Here is an 18,691-nt window from a genome sequence, read left to right as displayed (position 1 = left end):
TCACCCCCGTGTAACCAGCGGACACTTGCCGGCCGAGATCGGCCGGAACGCCTCCTCGCCCGGAATCGTCTCCAGGAGCTTGTAGTAGTCGAAGCGCCCCTTGCTCTCGGCGGGGGACTTGACCTGCATGAGGTAGATGTCGCGCACGAGCCGCCCGTCCTCGCGGATGCGGCCGTCGCGGGTCATGAAGTCGTTGACCGGCATCTTGCGCATCTGCGCCGCGACGGTCGGGCCGTCATCCGTGTTCGCGGCGGCCATCGCCTTGAGGTAGTGCGTGACCGCACCGTAAGTGCCGGCATGGATCATGGTCGGCACCTTGCTGGTGCGCGCGACGAAGCGCTGCGACCAGGCCCGGGTCTCGTCGTTCAGGTCCCAGTAGAAGGCGGTGCTCAGGATCAGGCCTTGCGCGGCCGCCAAGCCGAGGCCGTGGATGTCGGCGATGAAGACGAGCAGGCCCGCCAGTGTCTGGCCGGACTGCACCAGCCCGAACTCGGCGGCCTGCTTCAGCGCGAGGATGAGGTCGCCACCCGCGTCCGCCAGCCCGACGACCTGCGCCCCCGAGCCTTGCGCCTGCAGGAGGTAGGAGGAGAAGTCCGGGCTGCCGATGGGATGGCGCACCGAGCCGAGCACGCGGCCGCCCGCCGCCTGGATCACGCGCCGGCCGTCCTCCTCGAGTTGCGTGCCGAGGGCGTAGTCCGCCGTGACGAAGAACCAGGACTTGCCGCCGCGCCGCGTCACCGCGCGCGCCGTACCCTGGGCGAGCGCGTAGGTGTCGTAGGTCCAGTGGATGCCGGTCGGCGAGCAGGCATCCCCGGTCAGCCGGGAGGTCGCCGCCCCCGAGGCGAGGAAGACCCGGCCACGCTCGCGGGTGATGTCCTGCACCGCGAGCGCGATGGCGGAGTTCGGGACGTCGACGATCACCTTGACGTCGTCCGCGTCGAGCCAGCGGCGCGCCAGCGCGGCGCCGACATCCGTCTTGTTCTGGTGGTCGGCGGCGATCACCTCGATGGGGCGTCCGAGGACGCGGCCGCCGAAATCCTCGACCGCCATCCGCGCGGCGACGACCGAACCGTTGCCGCCGTTGTCCGCGTAGAGCGAGGACAGGTCCGTGAGCACGCCGATCCTCAAGGGCGGGCCGCCTTGCGCACCGACCGGCGCGACGGCGAGCCAGAGGCCCGTCAGGGCCAGCGATCCTCGCCTGAGGAGGCGTCGGGCGAGAGCGGGCGAAGACGGCATGGCGCGTTCCCTTCGAGAGCGAGGAACGATGCCCGGCCGGGGTGCACTTGCGGAAGTGCAAGTTCGGCAATCTCATTATGAGCATCGTTCATCGCGCGGTTTCGGTCCTCGCGCTGAAGAGGGGGCGATCATGACGAGGAGCGCCGGGACGCGCGCGAGCATCCTGAACCGGCTCGATCTGAACCTGCTCCGGCTGTTCGACGCGGTGATGCGGGAGCGTCACGTCGCACGGGCCGGCCAGTCCCTCGGGCTGAGCCAGTCGGCGGTGAGCCACGGCTTGCGTCGCCTGCGGACACTGATCGGGGACGACCTCTTCGTGCGAACCGCACAGGCCATGGAGCCGACCCCGCGGGCGTTGGCCATGGCCGTGCAGGTGCGTGACGCCCTCACGGCGATCGAAGGCGCGATCGGGCCACAATGCTTCGACCCGTCGAGTTCGACGCGCCAGTTCCGGCTCGCCGCGACGGACCACATCACCGCGGTCGTCGCCCCCGCCCTCATGCGGACCTTCGAGACGGAGGCGCCCCACGCGTCCATCCTGATCCGGCCCGCCACGCGGATCGACCTGACCATGCAGGTCGATCTCGGCCAGATCGACATCGCCGTGGGCATCTTCTCGCAGATCCCGCACCGCTTGCAGGCGCGGACCTTGTTCGAGGACCGCGACCTCCTCGTCACCGCGCCCGATCACCCGGAGGCGGGTGGCGCGACCGACATCCGCACGCTGGCGCGCGACCCGCTGATGGTGGTCACCGTCGGCGGGAGCGAGGACGGCCTGCCGGACGGGCGCCTCTCCGAGCGCGGCCTGACCCGGCAGACCGAGATGTTCGATCGCGACGCCCTCAACCGCGCCTTCAGGGCGGCGGGCCTGGTGCCCCGCCTCAGCGTCCTCCAGCCCCATTTCCTGGCGGTGCCGAGCCTGCTCGCGAACTCGCGCCGCGTGGCGATCGTCCCGGCGTCGCTGGCGCACGGCTTCGAGGCGGCCGGCGTCGCGCGCGTGTCCGCTCCGCCCTGGGAACCGCGTCCGATGACCGTGCAGATGGTCTGGCACGAGCGCTGGAGGCAGGATCCGGCCCATACCTGGCTTCGGGAGGCACTGTTCCATGCCAGTCGCGGTGTCGCAGAAGCCGTGGGGCAGGCCCGGCATCCTGCGCTGACGCGGTCGTCAGTCCGGTGACGAGGACGATGCGGACACGAGGCTGCCGGCCTCGGCCGGTTCGCCCGCCGCCACTGTGCCGCTGTCTTCGGCTCGCCTGACAGGCCGCACTCGCCAGCATCCGGGCAGCTCACGGGGGTTGAAAGGGCCTGCCGATCCTTCCCGGACCCTGAGGCATCCAGGCTTTCCGGCCGGATTGCGGCTGAGGACGTCAGGCGGACACGTCGGCATCGCACCGCGGCCCTTGGCCTTCGAAGGGCAGGAGGGTGGTCGCCAGCGCCGCTGTCCCGACGCTGAACAGGGCGATGATGCCGGCCCCGAGATCGGTCGCGAGGGAGAGGCCGCGAAGCGTCGCCACGTGGCCGAGCAAGAGCGCCACGACCGCCATGGAGAGGTATCCCAGGAGGTACAACGCCGAGAACACGCCGCCGCGACGGCTGGACGGCGTGATCCGGTTGATGACCTCCAGCCCACCCAGGAACAGGAGCCCGTAGCCGACGCCCGAGATCGACGTCGCGGCCAGGAGGCAGCCGAGTGCCCGTGTGTGGACCGAGACGGCGAGGAGCATCATGCCCGCGGCCGAGGCCAGGGCGCCCGTCATCAGTGCCACGCGCGCCACGACGTGCCTGGCCAGGATCCCGACAATTCCCGAGGCAACCGCGAAGAGGGCGAGCGCCGCCGCGTTGACGAGGGCGTCGCCGGACCCCACCAGGTCACGCGCCACCTGCGCGCCGAGGGAGAGGATGAGAACCCCGTGCGTGTAGGCGGTGACCACCCCGAGGGCTGCCACCGCGAAGCCCGTTCGCAGCGCGCGCGGAACCCGCGGCAGCCGGGGCCGCCAGCCTCGCCCGGCGTCGCCCGCCCGCCGCCCCGGCAGGAACCAGGTGGCCGCGAGGAGGGCCGCGATGATCGCCGCCAGGAGCCAGAAGCTCAGGCGCGTGGGCAGGGGGGCGTACTGGACCATCAGCCCGCCCAGCAGCAGCGACGCGGCGAAGCCCGCGGCCTGCGCCGCCGTCGTCACGGATCCCGCGAGATCCGGCCGGTCCTCGGGGGCGAACTCCACCAGCGCGGCAGTGGCCGGGCCCACCGACAGGCCGACGCCGAGACCCATGAGCGCGCGACCGGCGAACAGCCAGGCCACGCTCGGTGCGAGGGCGAACAGCAGCACCCCGGCGAGCGAGGCGCCGAGGCCGAGCAGCATGGTCGCGCGGCGGCCGACGTGGTCGGAGAGGTCCCCGAAGCCGACGAGCACGGCCACCACCACGGCCGGATAGGTGGCGAAGATGGCCGTCAGGGTGAGGTGGGTGAGACCCCACTGCGCCGCGTAGAGCGGGTAGGTCATGGCCGGCGCGGCGCTGGTCCACAGGGTGTGACCCACCACCCCGGCCGAGACCCAGAAGCTGGCCCGTCGTCCCAGCACGCGGGCCGCGGGCCGACCCGCCGGACGGGCCGCGGGGTCCGAGGCGAGCGGGTGCGCGGGAGCGGTGACCGTCATGGTCGTGCTCCCTCAGAGCTTCGAGCCGCCGTCGACCCGGACGGTGTCGCCCGTGACCCAGCGCGCGGCGTCGGAGGCCAGGAACGCGATCACCTGACCCACGTCGTCGGGCTGGCCGATGCGCTGCAGGGCCTGCATCCCGAGGACGAAGCGCTGTCCCTCCTCGGTTCTCGCGAAGTTCGACATGTCGGTATCGATGACGCCGGGCGCGACCGCGTTGACGCGGATGCCGCGCTCCCCGAGTGCCGCGGCGAGGTGCTTCACCAGGGTGTCGATGGCGCCCTTGGTGGCAGCGTAGGCCGCGAGCCCCGGGACCGCCGCGTGCGCCGCGAGCGAGCCGGTGACGACGACGCTGCTCCCGCGGCCCAGGATGGGCAGCAGCTGCTGCACGAGGAAGAACGGCGCGCGCACGTTGACGGCGAAGAGCGCATCGAACTCCGCGACCGTGGTCTCCTCGATGGTCGCGGCCTTGGAGACACCCGCGTTGGCGACCAGGATGTCGAGCCGGTCGCCCACGATGGCGCGCACGCGCTTGGCCAGGGTATGCGGGCCCTGCGGATCGGAGAGGTCGCCGCCGACCGTCTCGGCGCGTCCTCCCGCTGCCGCGATCGCCGCGACGACGCTGTCGGCCTCCGCCTCGGCGCGGCCGTAGTGGACCAGGACTTGCGCGCCGGCTGCGGCGAGCGCGCGCGCCGCCGCCCGGCCGATGCCGCGCGAGCCGCCCGTGACGAGAGCGGTCTTGCCTGAGAGATCGATCATGACGAGGGTCCTTCGAGCCCGAGGGGTGCGCCGGGGATCGGCGCGGCCGCCCTTCGCCGCCGACGCGGTGCGCCGGCGGGTGTGTGTGAGGAGTGCCGCCTCCGCGGCGGCATGGTGGGAGCGTGCGGGGGCCTACGAGCCCGCAGGTTCCGCGATGGCGTCGACGCGATCGGGGTAGAAGGCGACGTGGTCCACGATCGCCCCCACGGCCTCGTACGGGGCTTCGTAGGTCCACACGGCGTTCACCGCGCGTTCCCCGCCGAGCGGGATGCTGAAGTAGGCGCAGTCCCCCTTGTAGGGGCAATACGTCGCGTGATCCGTGCGCACGAGGAGCCCCGTATCGACGTCCCTGAGCGGGATGTACTGCACGGGCGGATAGCCGGCCTCGCGCAGCGTCAGGGCGGTCCTCGTGTCGGCGACGACGCGGCCGGCGACCGTCACGACGACGCGGCCGACGGTCGGCTCGATGCTGATCGGGTGGTCCGGGCCCGGAACCTTGACGGGCCGTCCGGCGCTCGAATGCGTCTGTTCCATGATCGCCTCGCTCGTCTCGATGTTGGTGGCGGCTCAGGCCGCCGACTTGCCGCCGTCGACCGACAGGACCTGCCCGGTGGTGAACGACGCCTGGTCGGAGGCCAGGAACAGGATCGCGTTGGCGATCTCGCCGGGCTCCCCCACGCGCCGCATCGGAACGCCCGCCGTCAGGCCGGCCTTGCGCTCGGCCGTGCCGGTGAAGCGGTCAAGCATCCCCGTGTCGGTCGGCCCCGGCGCGACCGCGTTCACGCGCACGCCCGTGGCCGCGACCTCGATGGCGGCGGACCTGGTCAGGCCCTCGACCGCGTGCTTGCTGGCGGAGTAGACGGAGGCGCCGCCGGCCCCGTCGTGCCCGTAGGTCGACGAGATGTTGACGATGCTGCCGGAACCCCGGGCCAGCATCACCCGCAACTCGTGCTTCATGCTGAGCAGCGTGCCGAGGACGTTGGTGTCGAAGGTCGCGGCGTAGCTCTCGGCATCCTGCTCGGTCACCGGTCCGGGCCGACCCTCGGTGCCGGCGTTGTTGATCGCGGCGTCGAGGCGCCCGAACCGTGCCACCACTTGGTCCACCAGGCCCGCTACCTCCGCCTCGCGTCGCACGTCCGCCCGGATGAAGGCGGCCTCTGCGCCGAGGTCGCGCAACTCGGCCGCGAGTGCCTCACCGGTCTCCTCATGCCGGCCGGAGATGACGACGGCGTGGCCCGCGCGGGCAAAGCCGAGCGCGGCTGCGCGTCCGATGCCCGTGAGCGCGCCGGTGATCAGAACGACTCGCTGGCTCATGACTGTGCTCCGTCGAGGCCGGCCGGCGCGGCGGCCGAAGGCTCGGGTTGGGTCTCGGCTGTGCGGGGCGCAGGGCCGCCGTGTGTGTCTCGAGTTAGCGGGCTCTGGCGGCTTCGAAAAAGACTTTGTAGGAGGGAGGGCATACCTCGCAGGCATGACGGTCATCGGGGAGGCTGGATTGGAACTGCGACACCTGCGCTACTTCGTGGCCGTCGCCGAGGAAGGCAGCCTGACGCTGGCCGCCGCGCGGCGCCTTCACACGGCCCAGCCGTCCCTCAGCCGACAGATCCGGGACCTGGAGCACGAAGTCGGCGTGCCCCTGCTCAGCCGGAGCGTGCGCGGCGCGGAACTGACCGAGGCCGGCCACGCCTTCCTGGAGCACGCCCGGCTCGCGCTCGCGCAGGTCGAGGCGGCGAAGGCGGCGGCGCGCCGGGCGGTCTACCCCGCCAAGCCGTCCTTCGTGCTGGGTTTCCTCACCGGCTACGAGGTGGATTGGCTCGCGGAAGCCATGTGCATCCTGCGCGACGCCTTGCCGAGCGTCGACATCACCATTTCCAGCCAGACCTCCCCGGATCTGGCCGCGGCGCTCCGGGACGGCACGGTGGACCTGGCCTTCATGCGGCCCGAGATCGACATGCCGGACCTCGCCTTCGTGCCGCTCGCGAGGGACCCTCTGGTCGCCATCCTGCCCAGCGACCACCGGCTGGCCTCGCGCGAGGCCGTTCGGCTCGAGGATCTGGCGGAGGACGCCGTCATCACCGTGTCGCGGACAGCTCCGACGCTGCGCTTGATCATCGCCGACTACCTCGCCCGGTCCGGGCTCGATCTCGCTCCCGCGCACGAGGTCGACAATCTCTCGATGGCGATGTCGCTCGTGTCCTCGATGCGGGGCGTCGCCCTGCTGCCGGCCTATGCGCGCAACTTCCTGCCCTGGTCGGTGACCAGTCGGCCGCTCAGCGGGATGGCGCCGGAGATCGAGCTGGTCCTCGGCTACCGTCGGGCGCACATGTCGGAACTGCTCATGCTGTTCCTGTCACGCGTTGAAGAGCTGATCGTGCGCGTCACGCGGCGGCAGCAGGCATAGCTCGGCGCCCACGCCGGTACAGCCCGAACGGGCGCGGTATCGCACGCGGAGCACGATCCCTGACCCCCTCGCCCGAAAACCCTCCCCACAAGATGAGCCCGGCGGATGGAACCGGGCACGACGGGCACGACGGGCATGATGGCGCGAGGGGCCGCTCGCGGCCCGACTCGGGGGTTCGGCGGATCCCCTTCCCGGCAGGCTGGTTGCCCCATTCATTCGATCGACGAATGATTGTTATCCAAGCAGGCCCTCTCCCCAGAAGGCGTCAGATAGCAGAAATAGACAGCGATCGATGAACCAGATCGATTGGCGATCAGTTCTGCTGGAGTGCGCAACGATGGTTGACGAAAATGGCCCGCATTACTTTGTGGCTTTCCAGACACCAGGCCCGAACTGGGCGAAAGGCGTGAGATACAATGAACAGCCCGAGTTCATGAAGCATGTCGGCTATATGACCGAACTGCAGGAGAAGGGTATCACCGTCCTCAGCGGTCCGTTCATGGAACAGGCGGGCGGCCTCGACGGCGTGCTGGCCGATGGCGGCATGACGATCTTCAGAGCTGCCGATCGCGACGAGGCCATGAGGATCGGCACGGACGATCCCACCGTGAAATCCGGCATGCTGAACGTCGACGTGAAGATGCTCTGGGTGCCATTCCACGAATAAGCGGCTACCTCATCTCGTTTTGCGGCGGCGCAAACCATCATACGCAGAGCCGAAGGGCGCGCGCGCTGGCGCGGGCCGGGGCTCCATACACCGTATCAGGATCAAGACATGAAACGCCTCGAAGGCAAGATCGCCGTCGTGACCGGCGGCAGCAGCGGCATGGGTCGCGCGACAGCCAAGCAATTCGTGGCTGAAGGTGCGACCGTGATCATCACGGGCCGGCGCCAGGACCGCCTCGATGCGGCGGTCGCCGAGATCGGTGGCGCCATCGAGGGGCGCGTGAGCGACATCGCCAACCTCGAGGACCTCGAACGGCTGCGGGCACATATCGCCGGAACGCATGGTCGTCTCGACGTCATCTTCGCGAACGCCGGCGGCGGCACGCTCGGCGCGTTCGGCACGATCACCGAGGCCGACTTCGACAGGAGCGTGACGACGAACCTCAAGGGCACGTTCTTCACGGTTCAGACGCTGCTGCCGCTGGTCGTCGACGGAGGCTCGATCATCCTGAACGGCTCCATCGCGGCGAGCCTCGGCATGCCGGCCTTCACCGTCTACTCGGCGACAAAGGCGGCGATCCGCTCCTTTGCCCGGACCTGGACGACGGACCTCGCCGCGCGGCGCATCCGCGTCAATACGCTCGCCCCCGGGACGATCCTGACGCCGATCCTGTCCGAACAGGCGGGGCTCAGCGACGAGCAGGTCGCGGGCTTTCTCGCGAAGTTCGCCGCCGAGACGCCGCTCGGGCGCAACGGCGAGCCGAGCGAGATCGCCTCGGTCGCGACATTCCTCGCCTCGTCGGAGAGCAGCTTCATCACCGGCGTCGAGCTGCAGGTCGACGGAGGCTACGCTCAGGTCTGAGGATGGTCGCGCCTCCCGAGACCGGCTAGGAGTCGAGACGGTCATGGCCATCGGGAGCGAGGGCTTGAGCGATCGTTTCCAGGCCCTCCGGCTGTTCGTCGAGATCGCCCGGACCGGCAGCTTCTCCAAGGGCGCGCGGGCCCTGAAGCTCTCGCAGCCCACCGCCTCGCGGATCATCGCGCTCCTTGAGGAGCAACTGGGCACGACCCTGTTCTCGCGCTCGACACGGGCGCTGACGCTGACCGAGCCAGGCTGCGCGTATCTCGCCCGTGTCCAGCCGATCCTGGCGTCGCTCGACGAAGCGGACGACGCCGTCCGTGGGAGCGACGACCTGCGCGGTACGCTGCGGGTCGCGGTCTCGTCGATCTTCGCCTCACGCGCGATCGTCCCCCGTCTCGGTGCGTTCGTTGCCCGTCATCCCAACCTCCGGATCGAGCTGACCATCGACGATCGTCGGCAGGACCTGATCCAGGAGGGGATCGACGTCGCGATCCGCTTCGGCAGGCTGCCGGACTCGAGCGCGATCGCTCGCCTGGTCGGACGCTGGCCGCTCATCGTCGCAGCCGCGCCCGCCTATCTCGAGGCCCACGGCATTCCCGAGACGCCCGACGACCTCGCCAACCACACGTTCGTCCTTGCCGGGCCGGTCGCCGGCAAGGAGCTGCTGTTCCATCAGGGTGACCGGCACGTGAAGGTGCAGCCCAGGGGCCAGGTCGCGATCGACGGCGCCGAGGTGGCGGTCAGCGCCGTGCGCGCCGGGCTCGGGATCGCCGTCGCCAGCCTTCCGAGCTTCAGCGAGGATCTGGATACCGGAAACCTGGTCCAGCTGCTCTCGGATTGGACACTCGCCGACATCGAGGCGCACGCGCTGTTCGCCAGCGGACAGGCCGCGAAACCCGGAGCCCGCGCCTTCGTCGACCACCTCGTCGAGGTGCTCCGCTCGGTCTAGCGGCGCCAGTTCACACCAACGATTCAGAACGCTCTGGCGAGGCGTCCGACGAGGATCACGGCCGCGGCCAGCACGGAAGACGGCGAGCGCGGACAGAGGATCCGACGCTCACCCGGGCTCGCCGACGTGGAGGCCCGCGGCCCGCGCCGAGCCTGCAGGCGAGAACCAGCCCTGCGCGACCGCGACGCGCGGGCCGCGCGCGTGGGCGTGGACGGTGAGCGCGGCTACGCTCCGGCCCGGCGCGTCACAGGGCGCGAGCGCCACGCGCTCACCGGCACGGACGGCCGTCTGCTCCTGGCCGGGGTATCGCCGGCTGACCCGAACGCCTGCGACACCCGCCGCTCGCTGGCAGAGCTGTCAGCCCTTCTCGACGCGGGGTCCGATGCGCGTCGGGACACGCGCCGGCCGGATGATCTTCGTGGGCATCAGCCCTGAGGAGCGGGACAGACCCCGGACGCGGCAGGGGAAAACCTCGGCCACTTGGTGGCGAGGAGGGTGTTCAGTTCCAGAGGTTTGGTGGAGCGGGCGATCGGGATCGAACCGACGACATTCAGCTTGGGAAGCTGACGTTCTACCACTGAACTACGCCCGCGAACCACAGGTTCGCAGCAACCCGGCGGCTCAGGGCCGTGGGACCGGCACCGCTGCGTGCCAGCGGGGTTTTAGCAGCCTGGCCGCAATCCCGTCAAAGGCATTCTTGGGGATGTCGCGGGCTGAAGAACGCTGTCCGGGGCGATCCCTCGGCAGCGCCGGCGGGGCCGGCCCCACGCGAGGCCGGACCGGTCGCGGCGAGAGCCCGGCTGCGATCCCGGGCGCGGCGCGTTCGTGAGCGCCCGGCACGCGTCGTCACGCGGGCGGCGGACCCGACGCCCCCTCATCAATCGTGTTCTTGTAATCCTGGTGGCGCATTCACGTCACGTGGACAAGTTTCCGCCTCAGTCATGGAGCTGGATCGCCAGCATCATGAGCGTATTCGCTGCATTCGAGATCAGGATCACGACGCTGGAGACGCGCAGCATCTTGCGGGCCGCGACCGAGCGCGAGGCGGCGACGAAAGCCGAAACGCTCATCCGGCGAATCCACGAGCGCGGCGAAGCCGTGGCGTTTCGCGTCACGGGCGCGGAGGCGGCCGCGACGCGCCGGCTCACGCACTACCTCGAGGCCGTGCTGGCCGAGGCCGAGCCACCGGCGAGCGTCCCGCGCGTCGGCGGACGCTCCCTGATCCGACGATAGCCCTCGTCTTCGCGGGCGCGCTCGGGACACCGCCGGGAGCTCGGCCGCCGCGCCGGCCCCCCGGGGCGCCTCACCAGGGCTCCTCGTCCTCGAGGCGGAACCAGGGCGTGGGTTCGCGCGGCGGCCAGGGGCGCGGCCGGGAGGCCAGCTTCGGCAGCGCGGCCGGATCGGGCGACGGGCGCGCGTGGGCCGGCGGCCTTCCGGCGGGCCGGCGCGGGCCGGCGGGGTCCTGCGTCCCCGCGACCGGGGTCTCGCTCCGGACCGGGCGCCGGGAGGCGCGGGCGTCCATCATCTCGTTCACCCGTGCGGACACCTGCCGGAAGTACGCGGCGGGCGCGCCCCGGCCGGCCAGCCCCTCGCCCGACGCGTCGTGCCGCCGTCCCATCCAGACGCCGAGCACGCGCCCCTCGCTCCAGCCCACGAACCAGGCGTCGGCGTTGCCCGTCGTGGTGCCGGTCTTGCCGTAGGCCTCCCAGCGGCCGAGGGCGGCGTTGCGGCCGGTGCCGGAGCGGACGACCTCGCGCAGGATGCCGCGGGTCGGCGCGACGCAGCGCCGGGGCACGACCCGCGCCCGGACCGGGTCGAGGAAGTTCGCGCGCACCTGCCCGCGCCCGTCCACCACCGCGAGCACGCCGGCCGGCTCCGCCCGCAGGCCGCCGCTCGCCACGGCCGCGTAGGCCGCCGTCACCGCCATGACGCTGGTCGAGTAGGAGCCGAGCACGAAGCCCGCATCCGGCTCCGGGCCGGGGTCGAGGCCGAGCCGCCGGCTCGCCTCCGCGACGCGCGCCACCCCGAGCTCCTGCGTCAGCCGCACGGACGCGGCGTTGCGCGAGGAGGCGACCGCCTCGACGAGCGTCGTCTCGCCCCGGTAGCCGAGGGCGCCGTTCGAGGGCCAGGACGCCGTGACCGGCAGATCGACCACCCGGCTTCCCGGCGCGCGGCCCGCCTCGCAGGCCGCGACGAGCAGCGGCAGCTTCGCGGTGGAGCCCGGCTGCACGCTCGTCTTCACGGCGGCGTTGAAGGGCCGGCGCGCCCAGTCCACGGCGCCGATCATGGCGCGCACCCGCCCGTCGCCGGTCATCATCACGGCGCCCGCCTCGTACTCGGGCGGGATCGCGCCCGCCGCGACCATGCCGCTCAGCGCCTCCTCGGCGACCCGCTGGACGCGGGGGTCGAGGGTGACGAAGAACCGGAGCGTCTCGCCCTCCCGCACGTAGCGCGGCGCCCAGGTCTGGGCGATCCACTCGGTGAAGGGCTGCACCTGGATCCTGAACTCCGGCATCAGCCCCGGGCGCACGCCGGCGCGCTCGGCGCGCAGCCGCTCGGCCTGGCTGATCCGGCCCTGCCGGACCATCAGCGCGAGAACGAGCCGGGCGCGCTCGTAGGCGCGCTCCCGGGTGGTCTCCTTGAGCGGGTTGAAGCGGGCCGGCGCCTGCACCATGCCGGCGAGCAGCGCGCACTCGAACAGGGTGAGGTCGCGGGGCTCCTTGCGGAAGTAGTGGCGGCTCGCCCGGTAGAGGCCGACGATCTCGCGCCCGCCGAACTCGATCTGGTTGAGGTAGGCGGCGAGCAGGGCCTGCTTGCCGACCGCCCCGTCGACGACGCCGGCGTGCCAGACCTCGGAGCCCTTGCGCTCCAGCCGGCTCAGGAGATCGCCGCCGCGCAGGTCGTGGAACACGAGGTTCTTCAGGAGCTGCATCGGGATGGTGCTGCCGCCCCGGCTCAGGCCGCCGCGCAGCACGCCGGCGAGGGCGATGAGGTCGACGCCGCCGTGATCCATGTAGCGCCGGTCCTCGACCGCGATGATGGCCGTCTTCATCGCCTCGGGGATCTCGTCGGGCCGCAGCGCCACGGGGCAGCGGCAATAGGCGTCCCAGCCGGTCGCCGTGCGGGTCACCATCACCTGCGGGGCCGCGACGAGCGTGCGCAACGCCGCCGGCTCGAGGTCCCAGACCGACGGGGCGTCGGGGGATCCGGCGCGGGCCGGGGCCGCGAGGGCGACCGCGCCGAGGAGGGCGAGGCCGACGAGGTGGCGCATGTCTCGACTCCCGGGCCGCGCCCCGCGAGGCGGGCGCCGCCGCGCCCGCAGGAGGTGTGATCGCGCGGGACGATCGGCAAGGGCGGGCCTGGCGCCTGCGCCGGAGGCCTCGCGCCGGCGCCGGGGAGCGCGCCCCTTGATGCGGGGGCGCCGCGTCGTCATCTCGGGTAGGATGCCCGAGCAGATCCTCGACGAGGCCGGCCTCGCCGGCTTCCTGGACGCCTTCTACGCCCGCGTGCGCCGCGACGCCCTGCTCGGTCCGGTCTTCGCGGCCGCGATCCCCGACCCGGACTGGCCCCGCCACATGGCGGCGATCCGGGACTTCTGGTCCTCGGTCCTGTTCAGGACCGGGCGCTACAAGGGCAATCCCTTCGGCCGGCACGCGGCGCTCGGAGTCCTCACGCCGGATCACTTCGCCCGCTGGCTCGGCCTGTTCGAGGAGAGCGCGGCCGAGCGGTTCGACCCCGCGACCGCCGCTGTCCTGGTCGAGCGGGCCCACCGGATCGGCGACAGCCTGAAGGCGGGCCTGTTCTTCCGCCCCGGCGCGCCGCCGGCGCGGGAAGTTCCCTGAGACCGGGCGCCGGCGGCGCGGGAGGATCCCTGAGACCGGGCGCCGGCGTCAGGGCCGGATCGGGAACACCCGCGGGGAGAGCTCCTCGAGGGTGCGGCCGGCCCAGTCCCGGCCCGGGGCCCCGGCGATGACCTCGCGCTGGCCGCGGCGGAGCATCTCGATGTCCTCGGCGATGTCGAAGGTCTGGACGGTGCCGCCCCGCACGACCTGCCGTCCGTCGACGTAGACGTCCCGGACCGCGCGGTCGTTGGCCGAGTAGATCAGGCTGCGCAGGGGCTCGTAGTCGGGCTGCATCGAGGGCGTCGCCATGTCGATGACGGCGAAGTCGGCCTTGCAGCCGGGCGCGAGGCGGCCGAGGTCCGGGCGCCGGATCAGGTCGGCGCCCCCGGAGGTCGCCGCCGTGAAGGCCTGGGCCGTGGTGGCGCCCGTGTAGCTGCCCGAGATGATGCGGCCCGCGTAGCAGGCGAGGCGCAGCTCGTCGAGCATGTTGTGCGGGAAGCTGTCGGTGCCGATCCCGCACGGGATGCCCGCCTCGCGGTAGCGGCCGAGGGAGTTCATGGCGATGCCCCGGCGGGCGAACACCACGGGGCAGTGCGCCACCCCGGCGCCGCTGTCGCGCAGGCGCGCGAAGTCGTCGGCGTGGGGGAAGTGCAGCCAGGGGTGGTCGTTGAGGAAGATGCCGTGGCCGATGACGAGGTCGGGGCCGAGCGCCCCGATCGCGTCGAGCCAGCCGATCGGCGTGCGCCCGGTGCGGCGCAGGATCTCCTGGAACTCCACGACGCTCTGGGCGGCGTGGATCTGGATCGGCTGGCCGCGCTCCCGGGCCGCCGCCAGGGCGTCGCGGATCTGGCCCTCCGTCACGGTGTCGATCTGGGCCGGGCAGAGCATCCCCGAGATGCGCCCGCTCGGGTGCCGGGCGGCCTCGTCCATCAGCACGACGGCCTCGCGCAGCAGGCGGTCGCCGGTGGCGGGGTCGAGGTCGTACTCGACCGAGTGGCCGTCGCGGGTCTTCCAGGGGCCGGAGCGGAACATCGCCCACAGCACCGCCCGGATGCCGGTGTCGGCGTAGTGCTCGGGCCAGTCCGCGCGGGGCTGGCCGAGGTCGCAGATCGTCGTCACGCCGCTGCGCAGCAGCTCCGAGACGGCGACCCGGCGGGCGTGGCGGGCGTAGGCCGGGCCGATGTTGAACACCGGCATGAACTCGTAGAGGGAGCTCTGGCCGAGGCGGGGGCTGCCGAGCTCCTCGAGCATGCCCTTCCAGCCCGGCTCGTGCCCGGGGTGGCTGTGGATGTCCACGAAGCCCGGGATCAGCATCAGGCCGCGCCCCTCGATCTCGGTCCCGGCCGGGCCGTCGTAGCCCTTGCCCACGAAGGTCAGGTCGCGGCCCGCGAAGGCGAGGTCGGCGCCCTGGAGGTAGACGTGGGAGCGCGCCGCGGCGTCCCAGGCCACGATCCAGTCGCAGCCCCGGTAGACGGTCGGGAGCAGGGTCGTCTCGGTCATCGCATCGGTCTCCTGCATCAGGACGCCTCGCCGGCGGCGTCGTGGACCACGACGCCGCCCCGGATCGTGAGGTCGCAGCGGGTGTCGTGCAGCACGGCCTCGGGCGCGGCCGCGAGGAGGTCGCGCGAGAACACCGCGACGTCGGCGGCGAGCCCCGGCGCGAGGCGGCCGCGATGGTGCTCGCAGCGGTTGACGTAGGCGCCGAACTCCGTGAACGCGGCGAGGGCCTCCGCCATGGTCAGGACCTGGCCCTCGTCCATCACGGCGCCGCGGGAGGTCCGGCGCGTGACCATGGTGTAGAGGTTGGGGAAGGGGTTGATGTCGCAGACCGGCGCGTCGCTCGAGGCGGCCGGGCGCAGGCCCCGGGCGATCCAGGTCCGCATCGGGTAGGCGGCGAAGGCCCGCGCGTCGCCCACGACCGTGCGGTAGAGGTCGCCGAAATCGTAGTGGAACACGGGCTGGGGCACCGGCTCGACCCCGAGCCGCACCATCCGGTCGATCTGGTCGGGACGGTTGAAGCCGCAATGCTCGACGCGGTGGCGGCGGTCCGGGTCGGGATCGGCGGCGAGGGCGGCCTCGAAGGCGTCGAGGGTCTGCTCGATGGCGGCGTCGCCGATGGCGTGGACGGCGAGCTGGTAGCCCATGCGGTGGTAGTCGGACACGTAGGCCGCCATCTCGGCGTCCTTGAGCAGCATCAGGCCGCGGGTCTCCGGCTCGCCGAGATAGGGCTGCGACATCGCGGCGGTGCGGCCGCCGGCGCTGCCGTCGGTGAAGATCTTGACCGGGCCGACCCGCAGCATGTCGTCGCCCGCCCCCGTGACCACGCCCTCCGCGTGGGCCCGCTCGACGATGCCGCCCGGGCCGCCGAGCAGGCACTGGTTGACCCGGACCGGCAGGCGCCCGGTGCGCTGGGCCGTGCGGTAGGCCACGACCTCGCGGTAGCCGGCCCGCATGCCCACGGCCGCGTCCATCACGCTGGTGATGCCGTAGGCGAGGCAGGCCCGGCCCGCCCGCTCGATCGCCTCGACGAGGTCCTGGTCGCCGGGGTCGGGCAGCACCGCCTTGAGGCGGTCGCGCCCGGTCTCGGCGAGGAGCCCGGTGAGGCGGCCGTCGCGCTGCTCGATGGCGCCGCCCTGCGGCACCGGCGTCGCCTCGTCGATCCCCGCGAGGGCGAGGGCCCGCGAGTTGGCGATCGCGACGTGCCCGCAGGCGCGCACGAGGTAGACCGGGTTGTCGGGCGCCGCCGCGTCGAGCTCCTCGCGGGTGGGGTGCCGCTTGGCGTCGAGCTCGAACTGGTCGTGCCCGCGCCCGAGGATCCAGGCGCCCGGCGCCGCCGCGCGCGCCCGCGCCCGCACCGCCGCCAGGAGGGCGTCGAGGGTGGGCAGCGCCGCCGGCGTCGTGTCGAGGTCCCGCATCCCGAGCCCGTAGGGCAGGAGGTGCAGGTGGGCGTCGTGGAGCCCCGCCGTGGCGAGGCGCCCGCGCAGGTCGACGACGCGGGTCGCGGGCCCGACGAGCGCGGCCATCTCGGCGCTCGTCCCGGTCGCGAGGACGCGCCCGGCCCACAGGGCCACGGCCTCGGCCATGCCCTCGCGCAGGCCCCGGAACACGCGGCCGTTGGTGAGGACGAGGTCGGCGTCGGGCAGGTTCGGCATGGCGGTCTTCGGTCTCGCGGGGGATCGGGGGACGGCCGGCGCGCCTCAGGGGGTGGGCGCGGCCCGGCGCGCCTCGTAGAGGGCGAGCCGGGCCTGGAGCCGCGGGGGTCGGGGCCGCGGGTCGCGGAACCGGGTGAAGGCCGGGATCGACTCGGCGAAATGGCAGGCGACGGCGTGGCCGGAGCCGGCGGCCCGCGGCCGCAGGGCCGGCGCCTCGCTGCGGCAGTGCGCCTGCGTGGCGGGGCAGCGGGTGTGGAAGCGGCAACCGCCGGGCGGGTCGAGGGGGCTCGGCACGTCGCCGGCGAGCGGCGTGCGGGCGAGGCGCCGCGCCGGATCGGGCTCGGGCGCCGCGGCGAGGAGCGCCTGCGTGTAGGGGTGGCGCGGGTCCCCGTAGAGCGCCGCCTTCGGGGCGGTCTCGACCACCTGCCCGAGATACATCACGGCGACCCGGTCGGCCACGTGCCGTACCACCGCGAGCCCGTGCGAGATGAACAGGAAGGCGAGGCCGAGCTCCCGCTGGAGGTCCTTCAGCAGGTTGACGATCTGGGCCTGGATCGAGACGTCGAGGGCCGAGACCGGCTCGTCGCAGACGATGAGGCGCGGCGACAGCGCCAGCGCCCGGGCGATGCCGATGCGCTGGCGCTGCCCGCCCGAGAACTCGTGGGGGAAGCGCTCGGCGTGGTAGGGCGCGAGGTCGACGAGGCGCAGGAGATCGCGCACCCGCTCGCGGCGCGCGCCCGCGTCGCCGACGCCGTGGACGAGGAGCGGCTCGGCCAGGATCTCGGCGACGCTCATGCGCGGGTTGAGGCTCGCGAACGGGTCCTGGAAGACCACCTGCATCTCGCGCCGCAGGCGCCGCAGCGCGGGCCCGCGCGCGTCGGTGACGTCCTGCCCGTCGAAGCGGATGCTCCCGCCGCTCGCGGGCACGAGGCGCAGGGCGAGGCGCGCGGTCGTGGACTTGCCGCAGCCGCTCTCGCCCACCACCGCCAGGGTCTCGCCCGGATCGACGTGGAGGCTGACGCCGTCGACCGCCCGCACGGCCCCGGCCTCGCGGCGCAGGAGGCCCCGGCGCACGGGGTAGTGCTTGCTGACGTCGCGCAGCTCGAGCAGGGGCGTCGTCGCGGGGATAGGGTCCGGGCGGGGCGGCTGCGTCACGGGTGGGCCTCCACGGGCGCCTTGCGGCAGGCGGCGGCGTGCCCGTCCGCGACCGCCGCGAGGGCGGGGTCGCGCTCCCGGCAGGCCGCGTCACCGAAGGGGCAGCGCGGGGCGAAGCGGCAGCCCGGCGGCAGCCGGAAGGGCGGGGGCACCGTGCCGCCGATGGCGACGAGGCGCGCGACGTCCTCCTCCATGCGGGGCATCGAGCCGAGGAGCCCGATCGTGTAGGGGTGCTGGGGATCGTCGAAGATCGCCCCCACGGGCGCGTGCTCGACGATGCGGCCGGCATACATCACCGCCACCTCGTCGGCGACCTGCGCCACCACGCCGAGGTCGTGGGTGATGAGCACGATCGCCATGCCGGTCTCGGCCTGGAGGTCGCGCAGGAGGTCGAGGATCTGGGCCTGGATGGTGACGTCGAGGGCGGTCGTCGGCTCGTCCGCGATGAGGAGGGCCGGCCGGCAGGCGAGCGCCATCGCGATCATCACCCGCTGGCGCATGCCCCCCGAGAGCTGGTGGGGGTACTCGTCGAAGCGCCGCTCCGGGGCCGGGATGCGCACCTGCCGCAGGGCCTCGACCGCCTCCGCCCGCAGCCGGCGCGCCGGCACCCGCCGGTGGGCCCGGATCGCCTCGACGATCTGGCCGCCGACCGTGTGCACCGGGTTGAGGCTCGTCATCGGCTCCTGGAAGATCATCGCCACGCGGTTGCCCCTGACCGCGCGCAGCGCCCGCGCCGGCAGGCCGACGAGCTCGCGCCCCTCCAGGCGGACCGAGCCGCCCGCGACCCGCCCGGGCGGGGGCACGAGGCCCATCAGCGAGAGCGACAGCATGCTCTTGCCGCAGCCGCTCTCGCCGACGATGCCGAGGGTGCGCCCCGGCGCCACCGCGAGCGACACGCCGTCCACGGGCCGGATCGTGCCGTTCGGGGTCTCGAAGGTCGTGACGAGGTCGCGCACCGCGAGCACGGGCGCCGCCGCCGGGGCCAGGGCGGGAGGCGGGCCCGCCAGGGTCATGACGCCCA

At 72.9% G+C, this 18,691-nt stretch carries 17 protein-coding genes, 1 tRNA gene and 1 pseudogene; 8 read left to right on the top strand and 11 right to left on the bottom strand.

The genetic code is table 11. The features are described 5' to 3' along the window. Positions 1–1,236: an ABC transporter substrate-binding protein gene (locus DT057_RS12205; RefSeq protein WP_128562370.1), complete on the bottom strand. Its 1,236-nt coding sequence runs from the start codon at positions 1,234–1,236 to the stop codon at positions 1–3. Here DT057_RS12205 and DT057_RS12200 point away from each other — a divergent pair. Further along, positions 1,235–2,413, top strand: coding sequence for a LysR family transcriptional regulator (locus DT057_RS12200; RefSeq protein ID WP_244937374.1), 1,179 nt, complete (start codon positions 1,235–1,237; stop codon positions 2,411–2,413). The genes DT057_RS12205 and DT057_RS12200 overlap by 2 nt on opposite strands. 190 nt (positions 2,414–2,603) lie before the next feature. Here the strand turns inward: DT057_RS12200 and DT057_RS12195 are convergent, their stop codons facing one another. From DT057_RS12195 to DT057_RS12180, 4 genes are all read right to left on the bottom strand, one after another. Continuing rightward, entirely contained in the window at positions 2,604–3,887 is a 1,284-nt protein-coding gene (locus tag DT057_RS12195; protein WP_128562369.1) for an MFS transporter, read from the bottom strand. Between the two features lie 12 nt (positions 3,888–3,899). Further along, positions 3,900–4,646 (bottom strand): SDR family NAD(P)-dependent oxidoreductase, encoded by a 747-nt coding sequence (locus DT057_RS12190; protein WP_128562368.1) that lies wholly within the window; start codon positions 4,644–4,646, stop codon positions 3,900–3,902. A 132-nt stretch (positions 4,647–4,778) separates the two neighbouring features. Further along, positions 4,779–5,180 carry a DUF427 domain-containing protein gene (locus DT057_RS12185; RefSeq protein WP_128562367.1) on the bottom strand — a complete coding sequence of 134 codons (402 nt, stop codon included), beginning with the start codon at positions 5,178–5,180 and terminating at the stop codon, positions 4,779–4,781. A gap of 33 nt (positions 5,181–5,213) precedes the next feature. Then, on the bottom strand, positions 5,214–5,960 hold the full coding sequence (locus DT057_RS12180) for an SDR family NAD(P)-dependent oxidoreductase (protein WP_128562366.1): 747 nt from the start codon (positions 5,958–5,960) through the stop codon (positions 5,214–5,216). 154 nt (positions 5,961–6,114) lie between these two features. On the opposite strand from DT057_RS12180, the gene DT057_RS12175 reads away from it, so the two are divergent. The 5 genes and pseudogenes from DT057_RS12175 to DT057_RS12155 form a co-directional block, all read left to right on the top strand. Next, the gene (locus tag DT057_RS12175; RefSeq protein WP_308220162.1) at positions 6,115–7,044 is read left to right on the top strand and encodes a LysR family transcriptional regulator; all 930 of its coding nucleotides are present in this window, start codon (positions 6,115–6,117) and stop codon (positions 7,042–7,044) included. A 292-nt stretch (positions 7,045–7,336) separates the two neighbouring features. Next, on the top strand, positions 7,337–7,711 hold the full coding sequence (locus DT057_RS12170) for a YciI family protein (protein ID WP_203236253.1): 375 nt from the start codon (positions 7,337–7,339) through the stop codon (positions 7,709–7,711). Between the two features lie 108 nt (positions 7,712–7,819). Beyond that, a complete protein-coding gene (locus DT057_RS12165) occupies positions 7,820–8,572 on the top strand; it encodes an SDR family oxidoreductase (protein WP_128562365.1) in 753 nt (250 codons plus the stop codon). Between the two features lie 43 nt (positions 8,573–8,615). After that, a complete protein-coding gene (locus DT057_RS12160) occupies positions 8,616–9,521 on the top strand; it encodes a LysR family transcriptional regulator (RefSeq protein ID WP_203236252.1) in 906 nt (301 codons plus the stop codon). 180 nt (positions 9,522–9,701) lie between these two features. Further along, positions 9,702–9,839, top strand: a pseudogene (locus tag DT057_RS12155) (IS5/IS1182 family transposase); the annotation flags it as partial. 199 nt (positions 9,840–10,038) lie between these two features. On the opposite strand, the gene DT057_RS12150 reads toward DT057_RS12155, so the two are convergent. Then, positions 10,039–10,113 (bottom strand) — tRNA-Gly (locus DT057_RS12150). Positions 10,114–10,484: 371 nt separating this feature from the next. Between DT057_RS12150 and DT057_RS12145 the strand changes: the two genes are divergently transcribed. Further along, positions 10,485–10,754 (top strand): hypothetical protein, encoded by a 270-nt coding sequence (locus tag DT057_RS12145; protein ID WP_128562364.1) that lies wholly within the window; start codon positions 10,485–10,487, stop codon positions 10,752–10,754. Positions 10,755–10,824: 70 nt separating this feature from the next. Here DT057_RS12145 and DT057_RS12140 read toward each other — a convergent pair whose 3' ends face one another. After that, complete coding sequence (locus DT057_RS12140) at positions 10,825–12,792, bottom strand: transglycosylase domain-containing protein (RefSeq protein WP_128562363.1); 1,968 nt, start codon at positions 12,790–12,792, stop codon at positions 10,825–10,827. A gap of 172 nt (positions 12,793–12,964) precedes the next feature. Here DT057_RS12140 and DT057_RS12135 point away from each other — a divergent pair, with 172 nt between their 5' ends. Next, positions 12,965–13,363: a group III truncated hemoglobin gene (locus DT057_RS12135; RefSeq protein WP_128562391.1), complete on the top strand. Its 399-nt coding sequence runs from the start codon at positions 12,965–12,967 to the stop codon at positions 13,361–13,363. Between the two features lie 48 nt (positions 13,364–13,411). On the opposite strand, the gene DT057_RS12130 is transcribed toward DT057_RS12135, so the two are convergent. From DT057_RS12130 to DT057_RS12115, 4 genes are read right to left on the bottom strand one after another with little or no spacing between them, the layout of a single operon-like run. After that, positions 13,412–14,863: an amidohydrolase family protein gene (locus DT057_RS12130; RefSeq protein ID WP_128562362.1), complete on the bottom strand. Its 1,452-nt coding sequence runs from the start codon at positions 14,861–14,863 to the stop codon at positions 13,412–13,414. Between the two features lie 17 nt (positions 14,864–14,880). After that, a complete protein-coding gene (locus DT057_RS12125) occupies positions 14,881–16,515 on the bottom strand; it encodes an amidohydrolase (RefSeq protein ID WP_128562361.1) in 1,635 nt (544 codons plus the stop codon). Positions 16,516–16,560: 45 nt separating this feature from the next. Next, positions 16,561–17,670, bottom strand: a complete 1,110-nt coding sequence (locus DT057_RS12120) for an ABC transporter ATP-binding protein (protein WP_162501383.1) — start codon at positions 17,668–17,670, stop codon at positions 16,561–16,563. Further along, the gene (locus tag DT057_RS12115; RefSeq protein ID WP_128562390.1) at positions 17,667–18,683 is read right to left on the bottom strand and encodes an ABC transporter ATP-binding protein; all 1,017 of its coding nucleotides are present in this window, start codon (positions 18,681–18,683) and stop codon (positions 17,667–17,669) included. The genes DT057_RS12120 and DT057_RS12115 overlap by 4 nt, the downstream gene beginning before the upstream one ends. Between the last annotated feature and the right edge of the window lie 8 nt (positions 18,684–18,691).

It is taken from the genome of Methylobacterium crusticola (assembly GCF_003574465.1).
Classification (GTDB): Bacteria; Pseudomonadota; Alphaproteobacteria; order Rhizobiales; family Beijerinckiaceae; genus Methylobacterium; species Methylobacterium crusticola.
The sequence above is the reverse complement of the archived record's forward strand: the minus strand, read 5'-3'. Positions and strand labels throughout refer to the sequence as shown.